Consider the following 24,950-nt stretch of genomic DNA (forward strand, 5'->3'; position numbering starts at 1 on the left):
AGAGGGCCTCGCAGAAGTAGAACTCGCTGTAGGCGCTCTGCCACATGAGGAAGCCGGATAGCCGCTGCTCTCCCGAGGTCCGAATCACGAGGTCCGGGTCCGGCTGCCCTGCGGTATAGAGGAACCGCGAGATGTCGTCGACGTCGAGCCGTTCAGCGAGCGCTCCGATGTCTTCGCCGCGGGCCAGCGCGTCCCTCAGGAGGTCGCGCACGGCGTCGACGATCTCGCGGCGCCCTCCGTAGCCGACGGCGACGTTGACGTGGAGGGGTTCGGAGGGGCTCGGCTTCGCCGTGAGGCGCGCGAGGCGCTCGGCAAGGTGGTCCGGGAGGAGCTCGGGTGCTCCCATGGCGTGGACGGAGACCTTCGGGTCGTCATCGAGCCGGTCCAGCGTCTCGGCAATGATCTCGGTGAGCTCTGCAAGCTCATCGCTCGAGCGGTTCATATTGTCCGTCGAGAGCATGTACAGGGTCACGACACGGACCCCGAGCTCGCGGCACCAGCCGAGGAATTCATGGATCTTGTCGGCACCCGCCCGATGGCCCTGGGCTGTGGGTGCGTTGAACTGCCGCGCCCAGCGGCGGTTGCCGTCCACCATGACCCCGATGTGAGCCGGGATGCTCTCGGGCGTCAGGACCCGCTGGAGCCGGCGCTCGTAGTAGCCGTAGAGGAAGCCGGGAAGCTCCATTCGGTCCTTCCCCTGCCGGCGCTTCCCGATCACGGCGCCGACCCCAACCGGGGCTTCGGGTGCGGCGAAGCCGTGCCCCGACTCGACGTCGGGGCGACGCACCAGAGTCTCGGCCACCGCTCACGCATGGCCCCCAGCCTACCGGCAGGGAGGGATGCAGCGGCGCTGACCCACCCGCACGACGGACCGGGACCAGGATCCTACCGTCGAGTAACTTAGACTCATGCAAGCTAGACTCGAAGCATGCGGCAGCACGAGGTGACCCGCGCCGAACTCTTGGCACTGAAGCCTTCGTGGCGGGGCTGGATCCACACCGTTGCCGCGCCTATCGCCCTCGTGGCGGGCATCGTTCTCGTCGCCCTGGCACCGACCGCAGACCGAAAGATCGCCTGCGCCGTCTACGCCTTCACCGGCCTCGCGCTGTTCAGCGTTTCGGCGGTCTACCACCGCGGCAATTGGTCGCCGCGCGTGAAAGCGGTCCTCAAGCGGATCGACCACACGAACATCATGCTTGTCATCGCGGGCACCTACACTCCGCTCTCATGGGTGCTTCTTCCGCGCCCCACGGCGATCGGCCTCCTCGTCGCGGTCTGGTCCGCCGCGGTGCTCGGTGTGCTCTTCCGCGTCATCTGGATGACCGCACCGCGATGGCTCTATGTGCCGATCTACATCGCTCTCGGCTGCGCGGCGCTCCTGTTCCTCCCCGATTTCTTCAGGGCGAACCTCCCCGCCGCGATCCTTGTCTGCGTGGGCGGAGCCTTCTACATCGCGGGCGCCGTCTTCTACGGGATCCGCCGGCCCAACTTCAGCTGGCGCCACTTCGGCTTCCACGAGTTCTTCCACGCCTTCACGGTCGCCGGATTCGCCGTGCACTTCGTCGCGATCATGGTCGCGATACTCGGTGCCCCGGGACTCTGACGCAGGTCATCGGCGGCGCGCAGGTCAGCCTCCTGCCCTCACCTGCTCGGCCAGTTCCTCGGCCCTCCCCACTGGGAGCCGGCATGCGAAGTTCCGGCACACGTACGCGAGGGGCGCCCCGTCGGGGGCCGACGCTCGCCCGGCGAGCAGCGGGACGGTTCCGTCTGCGGACCGAGGCTCGCCGACGGCGATGACTCGCCCTGGGCTGGGCGCTGCCCATGCCTCGGCCAGGAGGCGACGCCGGGCCTCGCCGGGGGCGCCGACGACGGCGATCTCGAGCGGACCCATCAGTGCAGCCTCGGCCACGGCAAGGAGCCATCCGGCCACTCTGGGCCCTTGGGCGAGCACCCGGGGCAGCCCGGAGAGGATCGATGCAGCGAGCGAACGGTCCTCGGTGGAGCCGCTGTAGGCCGCGCGCGCCAGAAGGACGCCCGCGAACAACGAGGCTCCGCTCGGCGTCTCGGTGTCGTGCGGGTCGAGCGTGCGGGCTCCGGCGAGGGCGGCGCGGACACCCGCCGACTGCTCTCCGGGTGCCGCCGCCTCGTCCGAGAGCAAACCGTCCGCGATGAAGCGCTCGGTGACGGCGTCGACAAGCTGCTCCGCCCACTTGTACCAGCGTTCCTCGCCGGTTGCTGCGTAGAGCGTGAACGCGCCCTCGGCGCAGGCGGCGTAGTCGGCCAGGAGCCCCTCGATCCCCGCTGCCGAGCCCCCGTGCGACACTCGGAGGAGCCGCTCCCCGTCCCAATGAACCGTCGCGAGAAGCTCGGCGGTGCGACGCGCCTCGTCGAGGAGTTCGGGTCTCTCGAGCGCCCACGCCGCGTCCGCAAGGGCCGCGACGGCGAGTCCGTTCCAGCCCGCGACCACCTTGTCGTCCCGCCCCGGCGGGGTACGGCCGGCCCGGACGGCGACGAGCGCCGCCCGGTGACGTTCGAGGACCTTGCGAGTTTCCGGGCCGAGCTCGCGGCCCGCGTGGAGAGGGGCGGCGCTGTCGGCGTGCGCACCGCCGGGGAGCCCGAAGGCCGAGGCGAGGCGCGCGGCGTCGTCCGCGTTCTCACCGCCCAGAGCCTCGGCGAGCTCCCGCCTGGTCCACACGTAGTAGCCCCCCTCGACGCTGCGGCCGTCACGTTCGGAGTCGGCGTCGAGCGACGACGCGAAGCCGCCCCCAGGGAGGCCAAGCTCCCGGACGAGCCAGTCCGCCGTCAGGCTCGCGGCACCACGTGCCTCCCCGAGGGGGAAAACGTCGGAGCCGCCGAGGCGCACCCAGCGTGCGAGCACCCGCAGAAGCTGGGCGTTGTCGTAGAGCATCTTCTCGTAGTGCGGGAGAGACCAGTCCCCCGCCACCGAATACCGGGCGAATCCACCACCGAGCGTGTCGAAGAGTGCCGAGCGGCACATGGATGCGAGTGTCCGGCCGGCGATTCCGCGGGCGACCTCGGCGCTTTCGCTGCCCGAAGACGCTCCGGCCGCGTGGCGGATGAGGAATTCGAGAACGGGCGACGGCGGGAACTTGGGCGCGCCGCCGAAGCCGGCATGCTCGGGGTCCTCGATGCGGGCCAGCCCAGCGACGGCGGCCTCGAGCGTCTGAGGATCGACACCGGGCGGCTGGGGATCGACACCGGCCGCGAGGGTCCCGACGTCGAGGAGGTGGGCCGAGAACACCCCGCCGAGACCCTCGGCAAGCGCCGCCGCCTGCTGTTCGACAGCCTCGCGGCGCTCGGTCCAGGCCTCCCACACCGCGTCGAGAATCTGACGGAAGCTGGGGCGCCCCGGGTATGGCATCGGCGGAAAATAGGTGCCAGCGTAGAAGGCCCGTCCGTCGGGAAGGGCGAAGATGCTCAGGGGCCAGCCGCCCTGACCGCTCATGGCCTGGCAGGCCGCCATGTAGACGGCGTCGACGTCGGGACGCTCCTCGCGGTCCACCTTGATGCTCACGAACCGCTCGTTCAGCACCGCTGCCGTCGCGAGGTCCTCGAATGACTCGTGGGCCATGACGTGGCACCAGTGGCAGGCGGCGTAGCCGATCGAGACGAAGACTGGGACGCCGCGGCGCTTGGCTTCGGCGAAGGCCTCATCCCCGTACGGCTGCCAGTCGACGGGATTCGCCGCGTGCTGCCGGAGATACGCCGAGGGACTCCCGGCTAGTCGGTTCGCCATACCCCTGAGTCTCCCCCGGAACGGGCCGAGTACACAGCCGAGGTCCCGGGCGGATGTGCCTAGCGCGGGGCCTTGGGGCCGCGGCCGGGGGAGGTCCCGTCCTCAGACACAGCACCGTCGGCCGCGGCCGCGGAATCCGAAGCCCCGTCTTCGCCAGCGTCGTCGGCGTCCTCGCGGACCTCGGGCGTCTCGCCGGCGGCGCGCTCCTCCTCGACCTGGCTGCGATACCGGACGCGGCGGAGACGCCGGACCATGTCCACGATGAGGAACAGCATGAGGACGACGATGAACGCGGTCGAGAGGAAACCCCAGATTCCCGGGGTGATCTGGTCATCGGTCAGGCCCGGGCGAAGAGTCCCCGAATCGGTCGGGCTGGGCGTGGCGGCGAGGGCCAGAAGCAGAGAATGCACCCAACAATCCTAGCGTGCGGAACTATCGCAGCCCGGCGAAGAGATCCGTCTCCGTCCGACCGTCAGCGGGGTAGCCCACCGAGGACGAGACGAGCGAGTAGTCCTCCCAGGGCCACAGGCGCTGCCGAAGCTCGAGCGAGACCGCGAAGAACGAACCGTTCGGGTCGACCTGGGACGCATGGGCGGCGAGCGCACGGTCGCGGATCTCGAAGTACTCGCCGCACTCGATCTGGGTCGTCACGGGGTGCCTGGCTGCCCACGGATGGTGGCCTTCGGCGTCGTCCTCCGTCGCCGAGGCGACCCAGCGTGCGTAGGGCGATTCGAGGCCAGCCTCGAGCAGCGCGCGGTGGAAGGTCTCGTACTTGCGGACGTTGAAGGGCACGTCGTAGTAGAGCTTCGACGGCGCCCAGGGCTCGCCCGCGTCCGGGTACTCGTCCTCGAGCGGGGCCGCACGGAAAGCCTCGACCGCAACGCGATGGGCCATGATGTGGTCCGGGTGCGGATAACCGCCGTTCTCGTCATAGGAGACGACGACGTGGGGCCGGAACTCCCGCACGAGGCGCACGAGCGGCGCGGCGGCCTGATGCAGCGGGAAGGTCGCAAACGCACCCCAGGGCAACGGCGGCAGCGGGTCGCCCTCGGGCAGGCCCGAGTCGGTGAATCCGAGCCAACGGTGCTGTATGCCGATGATGCGCTGCGCCTCGGCCATCTCGAGCCTCCGGACCCCGCCCATATCCCGGTCCGCGTGGGGGTGTCCGAGGAGGGCAGGGTTCTGGATGTCCCCTCGGGATCCGTCTGTACAGCTCACCACCATGACCTCGTGTCCCTCGGAGAGGTACTTGGCCATCATCGGGGCACCCTTGCTGGACTCGTCGTCGGGGTGCGCATGGACGGCGAGCAGGCGGAGCGGGTCGTTACCTACAGACACGTCTCCTAGAATAGTCAGGTGACTCAAAGCCCCGGAGCAGCAGCCGACTCGCGGCCCGCCCATGGCGGCAGCGCGCGGTATGGCGACCGCTACGGCGCGCCGCGCCGCAAGCTGACAAAGCGCGCCGGGCTGGTCCTCTCCGCCGTCGCGCTCGTCGTCGTCGTCATCGGGGTCGCCGTGTTCGCGTGGAGCGGAAACGCCCAGACCGTCTCCTTCAAGGACGTGAACTTCACGACTCCGGACGCGTGGCATGCGACCGAGGACATCCAGGTCACCAAGGAGGCGTCCCAGACCGCCTACTGCACCGTGAAGGCGCTCGACAGCTCGTTCGGGGTCGTCGGCTGGAAACAGCTGGAATTCGGGCCGGTCCCGGGTGCTTCCGGCGAGGTGACCCAGCAGGCGCACGTGGCGCTTCGCACGCAGAGCGAGGCTGTCTCCGTCTCGATCGACTCGTGCTGGATCGCGGGCACCTGACGAGCCCGGTCCATCCCGTTCGACGCTTGGGCGTGTGACACGCGCCTCAGTCCAGCTTGGGATCGCCTGACTCGCTCACTACAATGGACTAATACCCAATGCCCCGTCGGTGGCAGCAGGCGCACCGGGTCCCACCCGGTCGCCGCAGCACTCCGGCGGGGTCTTTGCATGGAAGGCCGTGCAGGAACGTGCACGGATTGATGGAGGAGACGAGATGACCACCACCCACCATGGCGGCGCATGGCTCACGCAGGAGGCGTACGACCGCCTGAAGGCCGAGCTTGACCACCTCTCAGGTGCCGGCCGTCACGAGATCGTCGAGAGGATCGAGGCGGCCCGCCAGGAGGGCGACCTCAAGGAGAACGGCGGCTACCACGCGGCCAAGGAGGAGCAGGGCAAGATCGAAGCCCGCATCCGCCAACTGCAGGAGCTCCTCCGCAACGCACAGGTCGGCGAGAAGCCCGCCGACGACGGCGTCGTCGAGCCCGGCATGCTCGTCGTGGCCAAGATCGCCGGCGACGAGGAGCGGTTCCTTCTCGGCTCGCGCGAGATCGCGGGCGACGCCGAGATCGACGTCTTCAGCGAGAAGTCGCCGCTCGGTGCAGCGATCATCGGGCACAAGCAGGGCGAGAAGCTCTCCTACACTGCGCCCAACGGCAAGGAGATCAAGGTCGAGATCATCTCGGCCACCCCGTACGCGGGCTGATCGCGGGTGCCGTCCCGGCACCCTTCAGCGCGGCCGCGGGCAGCGGCGGTGTGCAGAGCGACAGACGACGGCGGCGCCGACCCTTCGAGGGGTGGGGCGCCGCCGTCGTGCGTGGGCGAGTCGCGGGATTCAGTCCCCGTCCTCTGGCGCGCGGCATACTCTGGCGCGCAGCCCACTCTGGTGCGCACCTACCTTGGCGCGCCCCTACCCTGGCGCGCCAGATCAGACGGTCAGACGTGGATGACGATCGGCTGGAAGCCCTCGGCGCGCAAGGCCTCGAGGACCTGGTCCGAGTGCTGATGGCCCTTCGTCTCCATGTCGATCGTGATCGCGACGTCGCCCATGGCGATGGAACCGCCCACCCGCGTGTGGTCGACGCCGGTGACGTTTGCGTCGTTCTCCGCGATGATGCGCGAGATGGTGGCGAGAGAGCCGGGGCGGTCGTCGAGCATCATGCGCACCGTCAGGAATCGTCCCGCGGCGGAGAGGCCGCGCTGGATCACCTTGAGCATGAGCATCGGGTCGATGTTGCCGCCCGAGAGGATGACGGCGGTCTTCTTGGCGTTGATCCCCAGTTCGGCGAGCTTGCCGTCCATGAGCGCTGCGACGCCGACGGCCCCTGCGGGCTCGACGACGAGCTTGGCCCGCTCGAGGAGGAAGATGAGCGCCCGTGCGAGGGAATCCTCGCTCACGGTCACGACGTCGTCGACCAGTTCGCGGATGATGCTGAACGGGATCTGGCCGGGAAGCCCGACGGCGATGCCGTCCGCCATGGTGGCGACCTTCTGGAGCGGTACGACCGCATCGGCGGCGAGCGACGGCGGGTAGGCGGCCGCGTTCTCCGCCTGCACGCCGATCACGCGGATGTCGCGGCCGAGTTGCGCCGCTCTGGCCTTGACGGCCACGGCTACGCCCGCGAGGAGGCCCCCGCCCCCGACGCCCATGAGGATCGTGTCCACATCGGGAATCTGCTCGAGGATCTCGAGGCCCACCGTGCCCTGGCCCGCCACGACGTCGACGTTGTCGAAGGGGTGGACGAACACCGCGCCCGTCTCCTCCGCGTAGCGCTTCGCCTCGGCGAGCGCTTCGTCGACGTTGTGACCATGCAGGATGACCTCAGCGCCGTGGCTCCGCGTAGCCTGGAGCTTGGGGAGGGCGACGCCGAGCGGCATATAGATGCGGGCCCTGATTCCGAGGCGCTTCGCGGCGACGGCGACGCCTTGGGCATGGTTGCCGGCGGAGGCCGCGACGACACCGAGCGCCCGCTCCTCAGCACTCAGCCGGGCCATGCGCACATAGGCGCCGCGCACCTTGAACGAGCCGGCCCGCTGAAGGTTCTCACACTTGAAGAAGACATCGGAGCCGACCATCTGGCCGAGGGCCCTCGACGTCTCGATCGGAGTCCTGGCAATAATGCCCTCGAGCAGCTCCTGTGCAGCAAGGACATCGTCCAGCGTCACAGCGAGGGTCGAGAGGACATTCATCGGTCCGGCTCCTAGGGTGTTTCGTCAGGATGTTTCGTCAGGATTCTTCGGCGCCGAGCCCGCGGAGGGAGCCTCCGGCAGGGTCAGCGCTCTATCAGTTTCCCATGCGCGGGCTGAGATGAAGCGAACGGCGGAGTTTGCGACGGCGAGGGTGGGCACCGCGAAGAGGGCGCCCGGGATGCCCGCGAGGTAGGAGCCTGCCGCGACGCTGAGGACGACGGCCACCGGGTGCAGGGCGACGGCGCGTCCCATGACGAGCGGCTGCAGGATGTGGCTTTCCAGCTGCTGCACCGCGACGACAACCGCCAGCATGACCATGGCGTTGACGAAGCCGTTCGCAACAAGCGCCAGCAGGACGGCGACCGCGCCGCTCACGAGGGCTCCGACCACGGGGATGAAGGAGGAAACGAACACGAGGATCCCGAGCGGGAGGGCGAGCGGGACGCCGAGGATCGCGGCGCCCGCGCCGATCCCGACGGCGTCGACCGCCGCGACGAGGACCTGGACCCGGACGTAGCTCACGAGCGAGACCCACCCGGCCCGTCCCGCGCCGTCGGTCGCCGCTCGCGCGGCCCGCGGAAGCAGCCCGACGAGGAACATCCAGATGCGTTCGCCCTCGAGCAGGAAGAAGACGAGGACGAACAGCGCGATGAGCGCGCCCGTGATGATGTGCCCGGCCGAGCTGCCGACGCTCAGGACCCCGTTGAGCAGCCCGCTCTGGTTGTTATGGAGCAGGTTCTTGCCGTTGTCGATGTAGGTCTGGAGCTGCGAGGCCGTGATCTGGAGTGGGCCCTCGGCGAGCCACCTCTGCACCTCGGTCAGGCCTGCGAGCGCTTGGTCCCAGAGCTGCACCAGGCCGGCGGAGATCTGGCGCCCCACGAGCGTCAGAAGCCCCACGACGATCCCGATGAAGCCGAGCTCCGTCAGGGCGACGGCGAGGCCGCGCGGGACTCGGGCGCGGCGCAGCCATGCAACCACGGGGCCAAGCAGGCCAGCGAGGAGCGCCGCCACGAGCAGGGGGATCACGAGGAAGCTCAGGTGCGCGAGCCCCCAGAGGGCAGCGCTCGCGACGGCGAGGATGATCGCGAGGCGCCACGACCACGCGGCGGCGAGGCGCAGCGAGAAGGGCAGATCGGCGTCGGTCACGCGTCGCTGAATTTCTCGGCGCTGGAATTCTCGGCGCTGAGATTCCCGCCGTTGAGATTCTCGCCGTTGAGATTCCCGGGCTTGGGCTTCCCGGGCTTGGGCTGGCGCACGATCGGCGTGGGTCGGCAGATCCCCGGGAAGCGGGGAAGGTTCAGGGGCGTCGGTCCGGGGTGCGTCGGAGGCGTCCATCCCCCCATCCTGTCATCCCGGCCGCGTTCAGAGCGCCGCCCCGATCCCCCATTCCATCGCCGTCTCCTCACCCGGGGCGAGCCAGCCGAGGCCCTCTCCGCTGTTGAAGGCGTTGGCCGGTCCGGTCTGCGGCTCGAGGGCGACGGCGACTTCACGGCCTGGGTAACGCCGCGTCACGAACACGTGCGTGTAGGGGCAGCGATCGTCCTGCCACAGCCACACAGCGCGCCCATCCGGGGCCGTGAGCGTCGCCCGGGCGATGCCGTCCTGGAAGGCGAGATCGGTGTACGCCGAGTCGAGGTCGAGAGTGCCCACGCGACGGCCAGCCGAGAGGTCCCACTCCCCTGCCACCGGCGCCGCCGAGCGCGGGATGAGCCGCTCGTCGGTCACGAGGCGGCCCGCGGCGCGCACCGTCAGCGTGAGCTCGCGGGTCTCGACATCGCCGAGCCGGAGGTACGGATGCGCACCGAGCACGAACGGCGCAGGACGCCCGGAGTCGTTGGCGAGGGTCTGGCGGACGCGGAGGCCGCCGTCGTCGTCTATTCGGTACTCCACACGGTGCCGCACCAGAAACGGATAGCCGTGCTGCGGGAAGACCGTACCCTCGAGCACCACGCTGTCTTCGCGATGCTCGAGGAGCTCGTAGCCCGTGTTGCGGAGCAGACCATGGCTTGCGTTGTTCTTCGACGGCTCCGTGATGTCGAGCTGCTGGACCGCCCCGTCGAGGATCCATCGGCCGTCCTCGATCCGATTGGCCCACGGCGCCAGCGTGATGCCGACGGCGCCGGGCGGGATCTGGTGGTCGGCGTAGGTTTCCGTGAGCTGCGTGCCGGCCATCTCGAACGAGCGGAGGCCGGCGGCGAGTTCGGTGACGACCGCGGCGCTTCCCTTCCGTGCAAGACGATACTGACGGCCGGTCGCGCTCGTGCGACGGGTGAGGGCCGGACGGGTTCCACTCATGGTTCACCACGTTAGCGCCCTCTTGCCCTTCCGTTCTCGCCGCGCCTCTCACTGGGCCTCTCAGCGCGCCCCCTCACTGTGCCTCTCACTGTGCCTCTCACTGTGCGAGCCTCCCGCTCGGCCCAGAGAAGTCGACCCTTCCGTTCTCGGACCAGAAATGTTATGTTTTGTGAGAAAAGTTGAGTTGCTGTGAATCGCAGTTGGAGGCAACTGCTGGCAGCTTGCAAGAGTGCAGGGGGACGACCGTGCTGGCAGCAGAACGCCATGCTCGCATTGTGGCGGAGCTTGAGAAGCGAGAGGCGGTCAGGGTCGCGGAGCTTGCGGCCTCGCTCTCGGTTTCCGAGATGACGATCCGCCGGGACATCGAGCAGCTCGAGAATCTCGGACTCGCCCGGCGGGTTCACGGCGGCGCGGCCAGAGTGGTCGACTTCGCGTTCGCCGAGCCTGGCTTCGAGGTCAAGTTCGGGCATCACGCAGACACCAAGTCGGCGATCGCGCGGGAGGCGGTCGCACTCGTCCGACCCGGCTCGACGCTCTTCGTCACTGCTGGCACGACCACTTTCGCCCTCGCGAAGCTCCTTCCCACCGTCCCCGACCTCACGGTGGCCACCAACTCGATCAAAGTGGCCGAAGCGCTCGGGCACTCGGTTCGCACGATCCTCACCGGCGGCGAGCGCACGCCGTCCGAGGCGCTCGTGGGCCCGCTCGCGACTGCGTCGCTCGCCCGGCTCCATGTCGAAATCTGCTTCATGGGTGTCCACGGACTGCATCCGCGGGGTGGCCTCACGACCCCCAACCTCCTCGAGGCCGAGACGAACCGGGCGGCAGCCGATGCGGCAGCCCGCCTCGTCGTCCTGGCGGACAGCACCAAGTACGGACTCCTGAGCCTCGCCCAGATCTCCCCGCTCGAGCGAGCAGACACGCTCATCTCGGACACCGGTCTCTCCGACGTAGCGCGCCGCGAACTCGACGACCGGATTCCCCACGTCATCCTTGCCGACACCTCCACTGCTGGGAGCCACGCATGAGCACAGCCGCCGGCCTTTCCGCCGTCACGCGAAGCACGCTCGCGGACGGTCGCGAGCTCATCTACTTCGATGATCCTGGGACTCCCCGGCGCGCGCCCGTGCCGGACGCGCGGGACCTGCCGCCCCGGCCCGAGCCCGGGGAGCTGCGCTACGACGCGCTCAGCGGCGACTGGGTTGCCGTCGCCGCCCACCGCCAGACGCGGACCCACCTTCCGCCTGCCGACGCGTGCCCGCTGTGCCCGAGCACGCCGACGTTCGCGTCCGAAATCCCCGATCCCGACTACGACGTCGTCGTCTTCGAGAACCGCTTCCCGTCGCTCGGGCCCACGCTTGCGGAGCTCCCTGCCGCCCTCCCGTGGGGTGAGACCGTGGCCGCCGCGGGCCGATGCGAGGTCGTCGCCTTCACGTCGGAGCACTCGGGCTCCTTCGCCGCGCTCCCCTACACCCGCGCGCGCACCGTGGTCGAGGCGTGGGCACACCGCACAGCCGCTCTGAGCGCGCTCCCGGGGATCCGGCAGGTGTTCCCGTTCGAGAACCGGGGCGCCCAGATCGGCGTCACACTGCACCATCCCCACGGCCAGATCTACGCGTACCCCTATCTCACCCCGCGTGGAGCGCAGCTCGCCGAGGCTGCCCGCCGCCATTTCGATGCGACCGATGGGACGCAGACTCTGCTCGGATCCCTCCTCGACCGGGAACGCTCAGACGGGGCCCGCATGGTCCTCGAGGGCGAGCACTTCAGCGCGTACGTCCCGTTCGCGGCGCGCTGGCCTGTCGAAGTGCATCTGGTCCCGCACCGCCACGTCGCCGACTTCGCTGGCCTCAGCGGCGAGGAGAAGGACGAGCTGACCGAGGTGTACCTGCGGCTCCTCGGCGGGGTCGACGCCCTTTACGAGACACCGACGCCCTACATCGCCGCGTGGTTCCAGGCACCGCTCGACCCCGCGCTCGGGCCGCCCTCCCGGTTCCATCTCCAGCTCACATCGCCGCGCCGCGCAGCGGACAAGCTCAAGTACCTCGCAGGATCGGAGGCCGCCATGGGCGCGTTCATCAATGACACGCGTGCCGAGGACGTCGCCGCCCGCCTTCGGGAAGCAGTTTCGGAGGCAGGCCGATGAGCCCGCGCACGGAGCAGGTCACGGCGGCCTTCCACGACGCCTTCGGCGAAGCGGCCGACGGCGTGTGGACCGCGCCGGGGAGGGTGAACCTGATCGGTGAGCACACCGACTACAACGAGGGCTTCGTTCTCCCCTTCGCGATCGACCTTGCCGCATGCGTCGCTCTGCGGGTCCGGGACGACGGCGTCGTGCGCCTCCTTTCGACTGCCGGAGCCGAGGGAGGGGCCACCCAGCTCTCGTTGCGGGACCTGCGGCCGGAACGAGCCTCCGGCTGGAGCGTCTACCCGGCGGGGGTCGTCTGGGCGTTCCAAGAGCGCGGAATCGACGTGCCCGGCTTCGAGCTCGTCCTCGACTCGGACGTCCCGCTCGGGGCGGGACTCTCGTCCTCGCACGCGATCGAATGCGCCGTCGCGACAGCCCTCAACGAGGTCACGGGGGCTGGACTCGACGCCCAGCAGCTCGTCCTGACGACGCAGAGGGCCGAGAACGCCTTCGTCGGAGCGCCGACGGGGATCATGGACCAGTCCGCCTCACTCCGCGGCCGGTCGGGGCACGCCGTGTTCCTTGACTGCCGGGACCAGAGCGCCGAGCTCGTCCCCTTCGATGCCGCTGCGGCCGGGTTCGTCACCCTCGTGATCGACACACGGGTGGCCCACTCCCACGCGGACGGCGGCTACGCGAACCGGCGGGAGGCCTGCGAGCTCGGCGCCGAGGTGCTCGGGGTCAAAGCCCTCCGCGATGTCTCCGTCGACGACCTCGACGAGGCCCGGGGCCTCATGGACGAGACCACCTTCCGACGCGTGCGGCACGTCGTCACCGAGGACCAACGCGTGCTCGACAGCGTGGCCGCGCTCCGAGCCTCTGGGCCCGCCGCGATCGGATCCTTCCTCGATGCCAGCCATGTCTCCATGCGCGACGACTTCGAGATCTCCTGCGACGAGCTGGACGCGGCCGTCGAGGCCAGCCGTGGGGCGGGAGCGATCGGGGCCCGGATGACCGGGGGTGGCTTCGGCGGCTCCGCCATCGCGCTGGTCCCCGAGGACGACGAGCAGCGGGTCCGCGACGCCGTCCTTTCCGCCTTCGCCGAGCGCGGCTTCCGCGCCCCGCGGCTCTTCACCGTGACCCCCGCAGACGGTGCCCGGAGACTCGCCTAGGCCTGGGCAGAGGCTGGGGGAGCCTCGGCGGGGGGAACGCACAGGGTTCGCCTGAGTGCCTCGCTCAGCGCAAGCGAGCTGCGCTCAGCGAGCGCCCTGCTCTTTGCCCCTCGTCCTTCGGGGTGTGGGGCCGATCGAGCGCACCGTCGCCGTCGCGATGGCCCCACCGATCGCGACCGTCGCGAGAAGTGGTGCGCTGGGGAAGCTTTCAAGCGAGGCGAAGCCCCAAGCGGGGCCTTCGCCAGGTTGGCCTGCGACTGCGACCCCTGTTGCCTCCGAAGAGGAGGGCTCGCCCGCTCCCGGTCCAGCCGCCCGCCGGTTCGCCCCGCTCGAGCCCGAACTCGATGGGTCGCCGCCGGTTCCAGCGCTGACCTCGGCCCTGCGGAGCGGGGCCCACTCCGAAGCCGGAAGCGCGGGTTGCGGGAGAAGGGAACCCAGGCGAGCCCCGGACGCCCCGGGTTCGGGCGCGGTCTCCGGCTGCAGCGGGTCAGCGCGGGTGGTGTTCGCTTCGCCGCCCGCCTGCCGGGGTCCATCCGGCGAGGAAGATACCGGCAAGGTTTCAGCCGGCGCGGGTCCAGAGGGAGAAGGTCCGCCTGCCGAGGAAGATGCCGGCGGGGGTCCGCCCGGTTCAGCTGGCGAGGATCCGCCCGGCGAGGAAGATTCCGGCGCGGATCCAGCGGGCGAGGGTCCAGCCGGCGCTGGTTCGAGAGGCGCCGGCGGGGTGGGCTCCCCAGCCTGCTCAGAGCCGCGAGTTGCCGCGCCGTCCGGGGTTGGCGGCCCCCCATCGCCCGGGCAACCCTCACTCAGGCATTCCGTGTCCGTCTGCGTCGGCACAGCCTGCGCCTGCGGCATGGAGGCAGTCACGATGAGGGCAGCGAGGAACATCGAGGCCGAGAGCCCACCGAAGACGGCGCCCGCGGGTGGCTTGGCATTCGGCAGCGGCTTGGCGTTCGGCACAGCGGTCCCCCTGGTCTTCCTCGGTCCTCTCGGACCCCTGGAACGACGCTAGCCGCCCCGCCGACCACCTAGTCCCTGGGGGCAGAAACTCAGTGCCGGACTCGGCGCGCTCTCAGTGCCAGCTAGTCGTTGCTGTTCACGATCGCAAGCACTCTCAGAATCTCCGTGTACAGCCAGACAAGCGTCACGGTGAGCCCGAATGCCGCCGTCCAAGCGACCCGACGGGGAGCCCCGGCCTTGACCGCCAGCTCGATGCTGTTGAAATCGAAGATGAGCGAGATCGCGGCGAGAACCACTGCGAGGAGCCCGATGGCGACCCCGAGCGGGATACCGAACACCGTGATGCCCCGGAGTCCCCACGGGTTCTGGACGACGCCGAACAGCATCAGGAAGAGGTTCACGACGCTGAACGCGAGGTAGCCGACGATCGCGATGAGGAAGAACCTCGCGAGGCCGGGGGTCGCCCGAACTTTGCGGCTGCGGTACAGGAAGAGCGTGACGGCCGCGACGGCGAACGTGCCGAGCACGGCTTGAAGTCCGATCCCGGGGGCCACGCGGTCGAGCAGCAGGGTGAGGCCCCCGAGGAAGAGTCCCTCAAGAGCCGCATAGGCAAGGACGAGCGCTGGAGACGGCTCTCGCTTGAACGTGTTGACAAGCCCGAGGACAAAGCCGCCCAGGGCGCCCACGAGGGTGAGGCCGAGGGCGACGGCGGGCGGGGTAGCGAGCGTGACGGCCGCCCCGACCACGACGGCGCCGAGGCAGACGAGCGTCTTGACGATGACGTCGTCGTACGTGACGCGCCCGGTCTCTGCCGGGCCAGCCGAAGGTGCGCGGTACAGCTCGTCGAGCTGCTCCGCCGTCATCGGCGGTGCATAGCCCGCGTGCTGGACGGGCGGTGCCGCAACGGCACTCTTGAAGTTCTTGCCCCGGAAGACGGGATTGCCGCCAAAGGCCATGGGTGACTCCTCTATCAGGTGCGGTGATGGAGCTTGCGCTGAAGACGCTACCAAGTGCACGAACACCACCGTGGGCGCGTTCCCGCACGGCACTAGACTGTCTGACGTGTCTCACGCCGACAGCTCCGAACGCTCGTCCCACGACTTGCAGTCCGCCACGCCGTCCCGGCTCCCCCTGCGCATGCTCCATGACCGGATCCTCGTTCAGCTCGACAAAGACGCGAGCGAGCGGCGTTCGGCGTCAGGGATTGTGATTCCGGCGACCGCCAGCCTCGGTCGACGGCTCGCATGGGCACAGGTCGTCGCGGCGGGGCCCAGCGTCCGCCAGGTCTCCGTGGGCGATCGCGTTCTGTTCGATCCGGAGGACCGGTCCGAAGTCGAGGTGGCCACGAAGGACTACATCCTGCTCCGCGAGCGGGACCTCCACGCCGTCGCCGAGCCGGAGGCCCGGGAAAGCGAGCTCGGCCTCTACCTCTGACCCGGCTCCGGCCCGGTCTCCGAAGGCCAGCCCGCGCCTCTCGGCCCCCTGTGAGGCAGTCGTTACCTGATCTCTACCTTCCGGCCCCGACAGCGTAAGTCCTTGCGACCTCCCGCCGAGTAACATGACGTTCCATCAGGTGAGATGCGTCACAAACGCACCACGCATCCCGCCGTCGGTCCGTCCTGAGCTGACTTCGGCCAGCCCCCGCCCCCGGAATCGCGGAGGTCCAACGTGAATAGACGAGAGAGCGCCACGAGGCGAGGCCGCCGCACCGGCCACCCCTCGCGGCTCTTCCGATCGCTTTCGGCGGCAGGAGCGCTCCTCGGCGTTCTGCTCGCCCTCCTCCTGGCGGTCACGCCGGCCGCTGGGGCGACGAGCTCGCCGTCGCCCTCGCCCAGCAGTTCCGGATCGCCCAGCAGCTCGGGGTCCACGTCCCAGTTCCCCAACACCATCTCGGGGTTCCTCCGCAACGCTGGCCAACCGCTCGCAGGGGTCAAGATCACTGCGAAGGGCAACGGCTTCGAGGGAAGCACCACCTCAGCGCCCAACGGCTCGTGGAGCATCTCCGTGCCCACGGAGGGCAGTTACCAGCTGACGCTCGACGAGTCGACGCTCCCGTCAGGAGTCAAGCTCGCGGCGGGCCAGGAGAACCCGCGGACGGTCACCTTCAACCAGACAACGAACGTGAGCACGATCTTCGCGTTCGGTGCCGGCATCACCGTCCATCAGGGGAGCTTCTTCGGAGACCTAGCCAACCGGCTCGTCGCCGGGCTCAGCTTCGGCCTTCTCCTCGCCCTCTCCTCGGTGGGGCTCTCGCTCATCTTCGGGACCACTGGCCTCACCAACTTCGCCCACGGGGAGATGGTGACTCTCGGCGCCGTCGTCGTCTTCTCGCTCAGCAGCGTCGGCGCGCCGTTCTGGCTCGCGATCCTCGGCGGCCTGCTCTCCGGCGCCGTGTTCGGATACGCGCAGGATGCCCTCCTGTGGAAGCCGCTTCGGCGGCGCGGAACGGGCCTCGTGCCGATGATGATCGTGAGCATCGGGCTAGCCCTCGCGGCGCGCTACGTCATCCTCTTCTTCTTCGGCGGCGAAACCCAGCAGCTGCCTTACTCCCAGACCTCGGACATCGACTTGGGACCCGTTTCGGTGTCGCCGAACAATCTCATCTCCCTTCTCATCTCGGTTGTCGTGATCGCACTCATCGGGTTCGTGCTCCTCCGGACGCGGCTGGGGAAGGCCACCCGCGCCGTTGCCGACAACCCTGCCCTCGCTGCCGCTAGCGGCATCGACGTCGACCGCGTCATCCGCCTCGTGTGGGTCATGGGAGGGCTGCTCGCCGCTCTCGGCGGGATCCTGTGGGCGTACTACCGCCCCGGCGTGACGTTCAACATGGGCCAGCAGATCCTGCTCATGATCTTCGCGGGCGTCACGCTCGGCGGTCTGGGCACGGTGTTCGGCGCCCTCGTCGGATCGGTCGTCGTCGGCATCTTCGTTGAGCTCACGACCGTCTTCGGTCTGAGCTCCGACCTCAAGTACGTCGGGGCGCTGGTCGTCATGATCCTCGTGCTCCTGTTCCGGCCGCAGGGCATCCTCGGCCGCCGCGAGCGTGTGGGCTAGGAGGCAAGGATGGATTTCGGTCTGATCTTCAGTGAGGCCCTCGGCGAGTTGGTGAGCCCGACGACGGCAGCCTACGCCCTCGCCGCGCTCGGCCTCGCCGTTCACTTCGGCTACTCTGGCCTGCTCAACTTCGGGCAGGCGGGCTTCATGGCTGTCGGCTCGTACGCCTTCGCGATGTCGACGATCCACTTCGGCGTGCCGTGGTGGCTCGGCTTCCTCCTCGCGGTCGTCTGCTCGGTTGCCTTCGCGCTGATCCTCGGCATCCCCACCCTGCGGCTCCGCGCCGACTACCTCGCGATCGTGACGATCGCGGCCGCCGAGATCATCAGGTACATCGTCACGACGAACACCCTCACCGACGTGACGGGGTCCGCCAACGGACTCGCGGGCTTCCGGCAGGACTTCCTGCGCCTCAACCCGTTCCCGCCCGGGAACTACCTCGGATACAGCAGCCCGGACTTCTTCTACCGCGTGTTCGGCTGGGGCCTCGTGATCGTCCTCGGAATCGCAGTGTGGCTGCTCATGCGCAGCCCATGGGGGCGGGTGCTCAAGGGGATCCGCGAAGACGAGCTCGCCGTACGGTCTCTTGGCAAGAACGTATATGCGTACAAGATGCAGGCCCTCGTGATCGGGGGCGTGTTCGGCGCTCTCGCCGGTCTCGTCTTCACACTCCCCCGCGACGTTGTCCAGCCGGCGAACTACGGCACCGAGCTGACGTTCTTCCTGTGGACCTGCCTCCTCCTGGGAGGAATGTCGACGGTGCTCGGCCCGGTCATTGGAGCCATGCTCTTCTGGGTCGTGCTTTCGCTCACCCAGAACGTCCTCTTCGGCCTCATCCAGATCGGCGCGCTGCCGTGGCTCAATCCCTCGCAGGCAGGCCAGCTTCGGTACATCCTCGTCGGCATCGCGCTCATGCTGCTCATGATCTTCAGGCCCCAGGGCGTCTTCGGCAACAAGAAGGAGCTGGCGTTCTCATGAGCCATCCCGAGACCACGACCGCCGAGACGGTCGACTACATGGCGGACGGACGCCCCATTGCCGAGGGCCCGGTCGGGCCGGGCTGCAGGAAGCGCGATCCGATCGTGGTCGTGGACAAGGTGACCCGCCGCTTCGGGGGCATCACCGCCGTCGACGTCGACCATCTGGAAGTCCCCCGGCACAAGATCACGGCGCTTATCGGACCGAACGGCGCGGGAAAGACCACGCTGTTCAACGTCCTGACCGGCTTCGACAACCCCAACTCGGGCTCGTGGCAGTTCGAAGGAACCAATCTGTCAGGCATGTCCTCCTACAAGGTCGCGCGCCTCGGCATGGTGCGGACGTTTCAGCTCACCAAGGTCATGGGCAAGCTCACGGTCATGGAGAACATGCGTCTGGGAGCCTCGGCCCAGCCCGGAGAGAAGCTGCGGAACGCACTCTTCCGCGGCATCTGGGGCAAGCGTGAAAAGGACATCACCGCCCAGGCCGAGGGACTCCTTGCGAAGTTCAAACTCGACACCAAGCGGGACGACTACGCTGCTTCCCTTTCCGGCGGCCAGCGCAAGCTCCTCGAGATGGCCCGAGCCCTCATGGTGAACCCCAAGCTCGTCATGCTCGACGAGCCCATGGCGGGAGTCAACCCTGCGCTCTCGCAGAGCCTCCTCGACCATGTCAAGAATCTCAAGGCGGAGGGCATGACGGTGCTGTTCGTCGAGCACGACATGCACGTGGTCCGGCACATCGCAGACTGGGTCGTTGTCATGGCGGAGGGAAAGATCGTGGCGGAGGGACCTCCCATCGAGGTGATGAAGGACCAGGCCGTCATCGACGCGTACTTGGGTGCACACCACGACGTGGACCTCGGCTCGACACAGGGCATCGAGGAACTCGAGGCCGATCTCGCCGCGGACGAAGAGTCGGTGGTCGGGACGGCCGACGCCGGGATTCTCGCCCGCGGCGCCGGCGACGACGACGCCGAGACGCTCGCGGTGCAGCCGCCCCAGGACGACGATGCCGCCTCGCACGGATCCCAGTTGCGGAAGGATGACGCCGAATGAGCGAGCAACCAGCCCAGGCAGGCCCCGCCCGCGCCCAGGCCGCCGCCGCGGACGGCGACGCCGTTGTCAGCGTCAAGAATCTCGTGGCCGGCTACCTGCCCGGCGTCAACATTCTCAATGGCTGCAGCATCGAGGCCCGGAAAGGCGAACTGATCGGGATCATCGGCCCGAACGGTGCCGGCAAGTCGACCCTCCTCAAGGCCATGTTCGGGCTCGTCAAGGTGCACTCGGGGTCCGTCGTCGTCCGCGGCCAGGAGCTGACGGGGCTCAAGGCGAACAAGCTCGTGAGCCGTGGGGTCGGCTTCGTTCCCCAGACGAACAACGTCTTCACGACCCTCACCATCGAGGAGAACATGCAGATGGGCGTGTTCCAACGGCCCAAGAGCTTCAAGGAACGCTGGGACTTCGTCACCGAGCTGTTCCCTGAGCTCGCGCGTCGTCGCACCCAGCGGGCGGGCTCGCTTTCGGGCGGCGAGCGCCAGATGGTCGCGATGGGCAGGGCGCTCATGATGGATCCGGCCGTCCTGCTCCTCGACGAGCCCTCCGCGGGTCTCTCTCCCGTGAAACAGGACGAGACCTTCCTGCGGGTCCACGAGGTCAACCGCGCCGGAGTCTCGGTGATCATGGTCGAGCAGAACGCCAGGCGCTGCCTCCAGATCTGCGACCGGGGCTACGTCCTCGATCAGGGCAAGGACGCCTATACAGGGACCGGCCGGGAGCTCCTCCACGACCCCAAGGTCATCCAGCTCTACCTCGGGACCCTTGCCGACACGGTCGACCGCGCGGGCGAGTAGGGACGACAGATGAAGGCCCCGGACCTCGTGAGGTCCGGGGCCTTCATCTGCGAGGCTCTTCTTTAGGAGAGCTTGCCGTATTCCTGGCTGATCGGCTGTGGCACGTTGTTGTTGTCGAACTCGTAGAGGCCGATGTAGGCCTCGGTCGGATCGCCGTTCGCGGCGAACGACACCGGTCCCGACTGGCCGTCATAGTCGATGTCCTTGCCCTGTCGGAGCAGCGTCACGCAGGTCGCGAAGTCGAAGCACTTCTGCCCGCCTTCCGAGACATCCTGCAGATGCTTGGCGATGTCGGTGCCCTTCGTGCTCTTGGCTTCCTCGGCCGCGAGTGCGATGAGGTTCACGGCGTCCCACGACTCGCCCGCGTAGTTGTAGTCCTTCAGGCTCGGGTCGATCGTCTTGAGCTGAGCCTTGAAGCTGTCGCTGGCGAAGGTTCCAGGGATCGTCCCACGGGACCCTGCGAGGGTGCCCGGCTTGAGGTCTTTGCTGTAGTCCGAGGTGTTGCCGTCAACGAAGAACATCTGCGACGGCTTGATCCCCTTGGCCGTGAGCAGCGGGATGATCTGCTTGGCCTGGTCGAAGGAGATCACGGCGATCGCATCGGGCTTGGCTGCCACCACCTTGTCGACCTGAGAGCTGAACTGCGAATCGCCTTCGTTGAAGAGCTCCTGGTCCACAACCTTGCCGCCCGCGGACTGGAAGGCCTTGACGACGTTGTCCCGAAGACCCGTGCCATAGGCGTCATTCAGGACGAGCAGGCCGAGCGTCTGCGCACCGCACGAGGCCATGTAGTTGCCGAGCACGCGGCCCTGCAGGACGTCGGAGGGAGCCGTACGCCAATACAGTCCGTGGGCCGGCCACGTGCTGAACACGGGCGAGGTATTGGCCGGGGAGAACATGACGGTTCCCGCGCCGGTGATCTGGTTGATCACGGTCTGGGAAACGCCAGAGGACGCGGCGCCCACGATAGCGCTGACCCCTTGGCCGAGGAGGTTCGTGACGGACTGGGTGGCGATATCGGTCGTCGTGTCGCCCGAGTCGCGGTGGATCGCCTCGACGGGATGGCCGAGGACGCCGCCCGCGTCGTTGATCTGCTTGACCGCGAGGTTCACCCCGGCAATCTCGGGAGGCCCGAGGAACGCGAGTGCGCCTGTCTGCGGCAGCAGCGAACCGATCTTGAGCGGCGTGGGTGATGTCGTCGAAGACTTAGGAACGTCCGACGGCGCGACCGTGGTCGCGCCTCCGGAGGCCTGAGGCCCTCCACCGGAACTCGGCGCAGGGCATGAGATGCCTCCTGCGGCCGCGGAGCTGGTGCTACTCCCCGACGAACCCCCCGACGGACTTCCCCCGCACGCGGTGGCGAGCAGGGCGACCCCGACGCCAAGAGCGGTTAGCTTGGCGACACGGGGCACTACCTCATGACGAGCAATCATTCGATTCTTCTCCTCCATCGAAGGGCGCCGAACTCCCCAGATAGGTGGATTCAGGTGTGTTCCTGATCACAACGTCAGGCTAGACCACCGTTGTTATTCACAGAAGAACCACAGGTCACAGCCTCATAACGGCTTCTGCACAAGAGGGCTATCGCCTCGGCAACAGGACTTGACTCGGCAGTCCCCAGCGCCAGCGCGAGGCGGTCTTCGGCTCAGCAAGCCAATTCAGCTTTTGAATTCTCTTCTCGACCCATCGAAAAACCCCTCATCCGAGGATCCCACGAGACGCATTGCTGGACGATATCCAGGGAAACTCGGGCGACCAGCTGAATGGGCCTTTGGTCGACGTGCAGAACGTGCCCCAACAGGGACTCGAACCCTGACTTGGCGGATTTTAAGTCCGCTGCCTCTGCCAATTGGGCTACTGGGGCATTGATCCAGACTACCGTCCGAGGGGCCCTCGGGGGCGGCATGACAACGACGACGGCGACCGCTCCCCCTTCGGGGTGCGGTCGCCGTCGTGCGGTACTTGCGGCGAGCTGCGCAGTTACTGGGCAGGCACCTTCGCAGGCTCGGCCGGCGGGGCGATCGTCTTGGGCTTGGGGCTCGCGGCGGCGACGAACGACGCGCGCGGGTTGTCGAGATTCTCCAGCGGCGTGTTGTCGCGGCCCGCGAACAGCGCCGAGAGCCAGTCGAGGCCGACGCGGAACTTGCGCTCCACGGTCGGGATCGCGAGGCCGTGGTAGCCGCGGTGCGCGAGCCAGGCCAGCGGCCCGTGGAGGCCGATGTGGCCCACGACGTTGATGTTCGCAACACCCTTCCACGGCCCGAAGCCGGCGACAGCGCCGAGGTTCTTGTGCTTGTAGTCCTCGAGCGGGCGGTCCCACCGGGAGGCCCAGAGGTTCTTCGCGAGGAGCTTTGCCTGACGGAGCGCGTGCTGCGCGTTCGGAACACAGGTGCCGTCCGGAAGGCCCTTGCCAGTCAGGTCCGGGACAGCGGCGATGTCCCCAGCCGCCCAGGCGTTCTCGACGATGCCTTCGTCGCCTGCGACGCGGAGGTCAGGGAGCACGCGGATGCGGCCGCGCGGCTCCAGCGGGAAGTCGCTCGAGCGGACCACCGGGTTGGCCTGGACGCCAGCCGTCCAGATGAGCGTGTCGGCGGCGAACTCCTGCGCCGGGGACTTGTCCGGCATGTTGATGAGCTTGAGCGTGTCCTCGGCGCTCGCGAGCGAGGTGTTGAGCAGGACCTCGATGCCGCGGCTGCGCAGGTGCTCCACGACCCAGTCCGCCTGCTCGGGCGTGACCTCGGGCATGATGCGGCCCATCGCCTCGACGAGGACGAACCGGACTTCCTCCTGCTTGACGCGGTCGTTCTCCGCGACGGTCGAGCGAGCAAGGTCCTCGAGCTCGGTGAGGGTCTCGATGCCAGCGAAACCGCCGCCCACGACGACGAACGTGAGCGCCGCCTGACGCTCGGCCGGGTCGGCGGCCGTCGAGGCGAACTCGATGCGCTCGAGCACCTGGTTGCGGAGGGCGATGGCCTCCTCGATGGTCTTGTTGCCGATGCCCTTCTCGGCAAGGCCGGGGATCGGGAAGGTGCGGGTGATCGCGCCCGCTGCCATGACGATGTCCACATACGGGATCTCGACGGTGCCCTCGTTGCCCGGGAGCTGGACCACGGCCTTCCGGCTCGCGTGGTCGACCGAGACGAGCGAGCCCTGGATCACCTCGGACTCTGGAAGAGTCCGGCGCAGCGGGACCACGACGTGGCGGGCCTCGATGTTGCCGCCAGCCACCTCGGGGAGGAACGGCTGGTACGTCATGTACGGCATGGGGTCGACGACGGTGACGATGCCACCGGCCTGGGCGATCTTCTTCTGAAGCCCGAGGGCGACGTAGAGACCAACGTAACCACCGCCGGCGACGAGAACGCGCGGGCGGTCTACAAGATCAATGGTGGAAGGCATGGATCTACTGTAACAGCTTGTGAAAAGTTTCACTATCTTTTTCGACGTCTCTTCTGCGGGCCGCGAGGACGTGCCAGGTGCCGCCGACGAGGATCGCGAGAAGGATCCCTCCGAAGCCCAAGACGACGACGGCCGGCCACGGCGAGGCGTCGGCCGAGGCCACCGGCGCGGGGGGCGCCGCCTCGGCGAGAGGCGGCTCGCTCGAGGGTGCTTGACTCGTGATGCTGGGCGCCGGAGTCGGGGCGGCGGCGTCCGGGCGGTGGACCCGAATCCAGTCGGCGATCGATCCCAGGGGGTTGACCTTCGTCTCCGGGACGTCCGCGGTGAGAGCGGCCTCCGCATTGAGGATCCCGTAGCCATAGATCGGGTCGTGACCGGGGGCCCCGGCGTCCTTCGCAGTGGAGATGATGCGGTTGATGACCTGGTTTGCGCTCATCTGAGGCCACTTCGAACGGATCAGGGCGGCTACCCCCGCGACAATCGGAGCAGCACCGGAGGAGCCCGCCCACTGGGCGTACGTGCCGTCCGGCAGGTCGCCCACCAGCTGCTCGGCTGGCGCCGAGACACCGATGCTCACCCCCTGCGACGACGCGTCCACGCTCGCATGCTCCTGCCGGTCGAGGCCCGCGACCGTGAGAACACCGGGGATGGTGGCCGGCGCACCGACCTGGGCGTTCCCGGCGCCTCGGTTCCCGGCGGCGGCCACGACGACCACGTCCTTCTGCTCGGCATAGAGGAACGCGGCGTCCCAGCTCGGAGGCCAGTCCGGCGACGAACTGCCGAGCGACATGTTGATCACCTTGGCGCCGTGGTCTACCGCCCACCGCACGGCGTCGGGGATCTGCTGCATGTCGGTGCGACCGGCCGGATTCGCCGAGCCGAGCCACGTCGAGACGGTGAGAAGCTGGGCCTGGGGCGCGACGCCCACGACGCCGTCCGATCCCGTTGCTCCCGCTGGCACCGGAGAGCCGTCCGCGTTGTGACCGCGCCCCGCAAGGACGGACGCGACGAGGGTCCCGTGCTCGGGTTCGGCGCCGATCGGCTTCTGGCCGTCGGGCTGGCCGCTTCCCGAGACGTCAGTGCCGCCCGAAACGGCGCCTTGGAGGTCGGGAATGCCGCCGTTGATCCCACTGTCGATGACGGCCACGGTCGTGCCCGCGCCCTGGGATACCTTCCAGGCCTTGTCGATGCCGTACTCGGAGAGCCAGTACTCGCCGTCCCGCACCGTGTCGGCGTGGGCCGCCGCGGCGGGTGCGAGGACGGCTCCGACGACGAGCGCGAGGCTCGCGAAAGCGGCGAGGAGGCCGGCGAGCGGCCGCGCCGTGCGACGGGATGTGAGGGGCAGCACCTGCATGC

General features: G+C 68.6%; 22 protein-coding genes and 1 tRNA gene. 11 read left to right on the plus strand and 12 right to left on the minus strand.

Translation table 11 applies throughout. The features are described from left to right. On the minus strand, positions 1-685 hold a 685-nt coding region (uppS, locus tag V7053_RS06400; protein WP_334171468.1), incomplete at its 3' end, for a polyprenyl diphosphate synthase. A 243-nt stretch (positions 686-928) separates the two neighbouring features. On the opposite strand from uppS, the gene trhA reads away from it, so the two are divergent. Next, positions 929-1,603, plus strand: coding sequence for a PAQR family membrane homeostasis protein TrhA (gene trhA / locus V7053_RS06405; RefSeq protein ID WP_334171437.1), 675 nt, complete (start codon positions 929-931; stop codon positions 1,601-1,603). 24 nt (positions 1,604-1,627) lie between these two features. Here the strand turns inward: trhA and V7053_RS06410 are convergent, their stop codons facing one another. The 3 genes from V7053_RS06410 to mca are packed head-to-tail and all read right to left on the minus strand — an operon-like array spanning position 1,628 to position 5,095. Next, positions 1,628-3,757 carry a thioredoxin domain-containing protein gene (locus V7053_RS06410; protein ID WP_334171438.1) on the minus strand — a complete coding sequence of 710 codons (2,130 nt, stop codon included), beginning with the start codon at positions 3,755-3,757 and terminating at the stop codon, positions 1,628-1,630. A 59-nt stretch (positions 3,758-3,816) separates the two neighbouring features. Beyond that, a complete protein-coding gene (locus tag V7053_RS06415) occupies positions 3,817-4,167 on the minus strand; it encodes a hypothetical protein (RefSeq protein WP_334171439.1) in 351 nt (116 codons plus the stop codon). A gap of 22 nt (positions 4,168-4,189) precedes the next feature. Further along, positions 4,190-5,095: a mycothiol conjugate amidase Mca gene (gene mca, locus V7053_RS06420; protein ID WP_334171440.1), complete on the minus strand. Its 906-nt coding sequence runs from the start codon at positions 5,093-5,095 to the stop codon at positions 4,190-4,192. Positions 5,096-5,113: 18 nt separating this feature from the next. On the opposite strand from mca, the gene V7053_RS06425 reads away from it, so the two are divergent. Further along, positions 5,114-5,569 carry a DUF4307 domain-containing protein gene (locus V7053_RS06425; RefSeq protein ID WP_334171441.1) on the plus strand — a complete coding sequence of 152 codons (456 nt, stop codon included), beginning with the start codon at positions 5,114-5,116 and terminating at the stop codon, positions 5,567-5,569. A gap of 214 nt (positions 5,570-5,783) precedes the next feature. Further along, positions 5,784-6,275: a transcription elongation factor GreA gene (gene greA / locus V7053_RS06430; protein ID WP_334171442.1), complete on the plus strand. Its 492-nt coding sequence runs from the start codon at positions 5,784-5,786 to the stop codon at positions 6,273-6,275. A gap of 230 nt (positions 6,276-6,505) precedes the next feature. Here the strand turns inward: greA and ilvA are convergent, their stop codons facing one another. From ilvA to V7053_RS06445, 3 genes are all read right to left on the minus strand, one after another. Then, positions 6,506-7,759: a threonine ammonia-lyase gene (gene ilvA / locus V7053_RS06435; protein ID WP_334171443.1), complete on the minus strand. Its 1,254-nt coding sequence runs from the start codon at positions 7,757-7,759 to the stop codon at positions 6,506-6,508. A 24-nt stretch (positions 7,760-7,783) separates the two neighbouring features. Then, a complete protein-coding gene (locus V7053_RS06440; protein ID WP_334171444.1) occupies positions 7,784-8,905 on the minus strand; it encodes an AI-2E family transporter in 1,122 nt (373 codons plus the stop codon). A gap of 216 nt (positions 8,906-9,121) precedes the next feature. After that, complete coding sequence (locus V7053_RS06445) at positions 9,122-10,054, minus strand: aldose 1-epimerase family protein (RefSeq protein WP_334171445.1); 933 nt, start codon at positions 10,052-10,054, stop codon at positions 9,122-9,124. Positions 10,055-10,299: 245 nt separating this feature from the next. On the opposite strand from V7053_RS06445, the gene V7053_RS06450 reads away from it, so the two are divergent. Genes V7053_RS06450 through galK form a run of 3 tightly spaced genes read left to right on the plus strand, consistent with a single transcriptional unit; the run spans position 10,300 to position 13,354 of the window. Then, positions 10,300-11,082 (plus strand): DeoR/GlpR family DNA-binding transcription regulator, encoded by a 783-nt coding sequence (locus V7053_RS06450; RefSeq protein WP_334171446.1) that lies wholly within the window; start codon positions 10,300-10,302, stop codon positions 11,080-11,082. After that, complete coding sequence (gene galT, locus V7053_RS06455) at positions 11,079-12,200, plus strand: galactose-1-phosphate uridylyltransferase (protein WP_334171447.1); 1,122 nt, start codon at positions 11,079-11,081, stop codon at positions 12,198-12,200. Before V7053_RS06450 ends, galT begins: the two co-directional genes overlap by 4 nt. Beyond that, positions 12,197-13,354 (plus strand): galactokinase, encoded by a 1,158-nt coding sequence (galK, locus tag V7053_RS06460; RefSeq protein WP_334171448.1) that lies wholly within the window; start codon positions 12,197-12,199, stop codon positions 13,352-13,354. Before galT ends, galK begins: the two co-directional genes overlap by 4 nt. 1,079 nt (positions 13,355-14,433) lie before the next feature. On the opposite strand, the gene V7053_RS06465 is transcribed toward galK, so the two are convergent. Further along, on the minus strand, positions 14,434-15,267 hold the full coding sequence (locus tag V7053_RS06465; protein ID WP_334171449.1) for a Bax inhibitor-1/YccA family protein: 834 nt from the start codon (positions 15,265-15,267) through the stop codon (positions 14,434-14,436). A gap of 181 nt (positions 15,268-15,448) precedes the next feature. On the opposite strand from V7053_RS06465, the gene V7053_RS06470 reads away from it, so the two are divergent. The 5 genes from V7053_RS06470 to V7053_RS06490 all read left to right on the plus strand — a co-directional run bounded on the left by V7053_RS06470 (position 15,449) and on the right by V7053_RS06490 (position 20,195). Next, complete coding sequence (locus V7053_RS06470; protein WP_334171469.1) at positions 15,449-15,745, plus strand: GroES family chaperonin; 297 nt, start codon at positions 15,449-15,451, stop codon at positions 15,743-15,745. A gap of 333 nt (positions 15,746-16,078) precedes the next feature. Beyond that, positions 16,079-17,365, plus strand: coding sequence for a branched-chain amino acid ABC transporter permease (locus V7053_RS06475; RefSeq protein ID WP_334171470.1), 1,287 nt, complete (start codon positions 16,079-16,081; stop codon positions 17,363-17,365). A 9-nt stretch (positions 17,366-17,374) separates the two neighbouring features. After that, on the plus strand, positions 17,375-18,343 hold the full coding sequence (locus tag V7053_RS06480) for a branched-chain amino acid ABC transporter permease (RefSeq protein WP_334171450.1): 969 nt from the start codon (positions 17,375-17,377) through the stop codon (positions 18,341-18,343). Continuing rightward, positions 18,340-19,401, plus strand: coding sequence for an ABC transporter ATP-binding protein (locus V7053_RS06485; RefSeq protein ID WP_334171451.1), 1,062 nt, complete (start codon positions 18,340-18,342; stop codon positions 19,399-19,401). The genes V7053_RS06480 and V7053_RS06485 overlap by 4 nt, the downstream gene beginning before the upstream one ends. Further along, positions 19,398-20,195, plus strand: a complete 798-nt coding sequence (locus tag V7053_RS06490; RefSeq protein ID WP_334171452.1) for an ABC transporter ATP-binding protein — start codon at positions 19,398-19,400, stop codon at positions 20,193-20,195. Before V7053_RS06485 ends, V7053_RS06490 begins: the two co-directional genes overlap by 4 nt. A 62-nt stretch (positions 20,196-20,257) precedes the next feature. Here V7053_RS06490 and V7053_RS06495 read toward each other — a convergent pair whose 3' ends face one another. The 4 genes from V7053_RS06495 to V7053_RS06510 form a co-directional block, all read right to left on the minus strand. Then, positions 20,258-21,628 carry an ABC transporter substrate-binding protein gene (locus V7053_RS06495; protein ID WP_334171453.1) on the minus strand — a complete coding sequence of 457 codons (1,371 nt, stop codon included), beginning with the start codon at positions 21,626-21,628 and terminating at the stop codon, positions 20,258-20,260. Between the two features lie 357 nt (positions 21,629-21,985). Then, a tRNA-Leu gene (locus V7053_RS06500) sits at positions 21,986-22,059 on the minus strand. Between the two features lie 116 nt (positions 22,060-22,175). Next, positions 22,176-23,594 (minus strand): NAD(P)/FAD-dependent oxidoreductase, encoded by a 1,419-nt coding sequence (locus V7053_RS06505; RefSeq protein WP_334171454.1) that lies wholly within the window; start codon positions 23,592-23,594, stop codon positions 22,176-22,178. 4 nt (positions 23,595-23,598) lie between these two features. After that, positions 23,599-24,948, minus strand: coding sequence for a S8 family serine peptidase (locus tag V7053_RS06510; protein WP_334171455.1), 1,350 nt, complete (start codon positions 24,946-24,948; stop codon positions 23,599-23,601). Positions 24,949-24,950 lie beyond the last annotated feature (2 nt).

Origin of the sequence: Sinomonas sp. (assembly GCF_036848755.1) — a bacterium.
In the GTDB taxonomy this organism is placed as follows: domain Bacteria; phylum Actinomycetota; class Actinomycetes; order Actinomycetales; family Micrococcaceae; genus Sinomonas.

Excerpts from the sequence above, each read along its gene's own strand:
- V7053_RS06485 (WP_334171451.1), top strand. The coding sequence starts at position 18,340 with ATGAGCCATCCCGAGACCACGACCGCCGAGACGGTCGACTACATGGCG.
- V7053_RS06445 (WP_334171445.1), bottom strand. The coding sequence starts at position 10,054 with ATGAGTGGAACCCGTCCGGCCCTCACCCGTCGCACGAGCGCGACCGGC.
- galT (WP_334171447.1), top strand. The coding sequence starts at position 11,079 with ATGAGCACAGCCGCCGGCCTTTCCGCCGTCACGCGAAGCACGCTCGCG.
- V7053_RS06470 (WP_334171469.1), top strand. The coding sequence starts at position 15,449 with ATGCTCCATGACCGGATCCTCGTTCAGCTCGACAAAGACGCGAGCGAG.
- ilvA (WP_334171443.1), bottom strand. The coding sequence starts at position 7,759 with ATGAATGTCCTCTCGACCCTCGCTGTGACGCTGGACGATGTCCTTGCT.
- V7053_RS06410 (WP_334171438.1), bottom strand. The coding sequence starts at position 3,757 with ATGGCGAACCGACTAGCCGGGAGTCCCTCGGCGTATCTCCGGCAGCAC.
- trhA (WP_334171437.1), top strand. The coding sequence starts at position 929 with ATGCGGCAGCACGAGGTGACCCGCGCCGAACTCTTGGCACTGAAGCCT.
- V7053_RS06505 (WP_334171454.1), bottom strand. The coding sequence starts at position 23,594 with ATGCCTTCCACCATTGATCTTGTAGACCGCCCGCGCGTTCTCGTCGCC.
- V7053_RS06490 (WP_334171452.1), top strand. The coding sequence starts at position 19,398 with ATGAGCGAGCAACCAGCCCAGGCAGGCCCCGCCCGCGCCCAGGCCGCC.
- galK (WP_334171448.1), top strand. The coding sequence starts at position 12,197 with ATGAGCCCGCGCACGGAGCAGGTCACGGCGGCCTTCCACGACGCCTTC.
- V7053_RS06480 (WP_334171450.1), top strand. The coding sequence starts at position 17,375 with ATGGATTTCGGTCTGATCTTCAGTGAGGCCCTCGGCGAGTTGGTGAGC.
- V7053_RS06510 (WP_334171455.1), bottom strand. The coding sequence starts at position 24,948 with ATGCAGGTGCTGCCCCTCACATCCCGTCGCACGGCGCGGCCGCTCGCC.
- V7053_RS06465 (WP_334171449.1), bottom strand. The coding sequence starts at position 15,267 with ATGGCCTTTGGCGGCAATCCCGTCTTCCGGGGCAAGAACTTCAAGAGT.
- greA (WP_334171442.1), top strand. The coding sequence starts at position 5,784 with ATGACCACCACCCACCATGGCGGCGCATGGCTCACGCAGGAGGCGTAC.
- V7053_RS06495 (WP_334171453.1), bottom strand. The coding sequence starts at position 21,628 with ATGATTGCTCGTCATGAGGTAGTGCCCCGTGTCGCCAAGCTAACCGCT.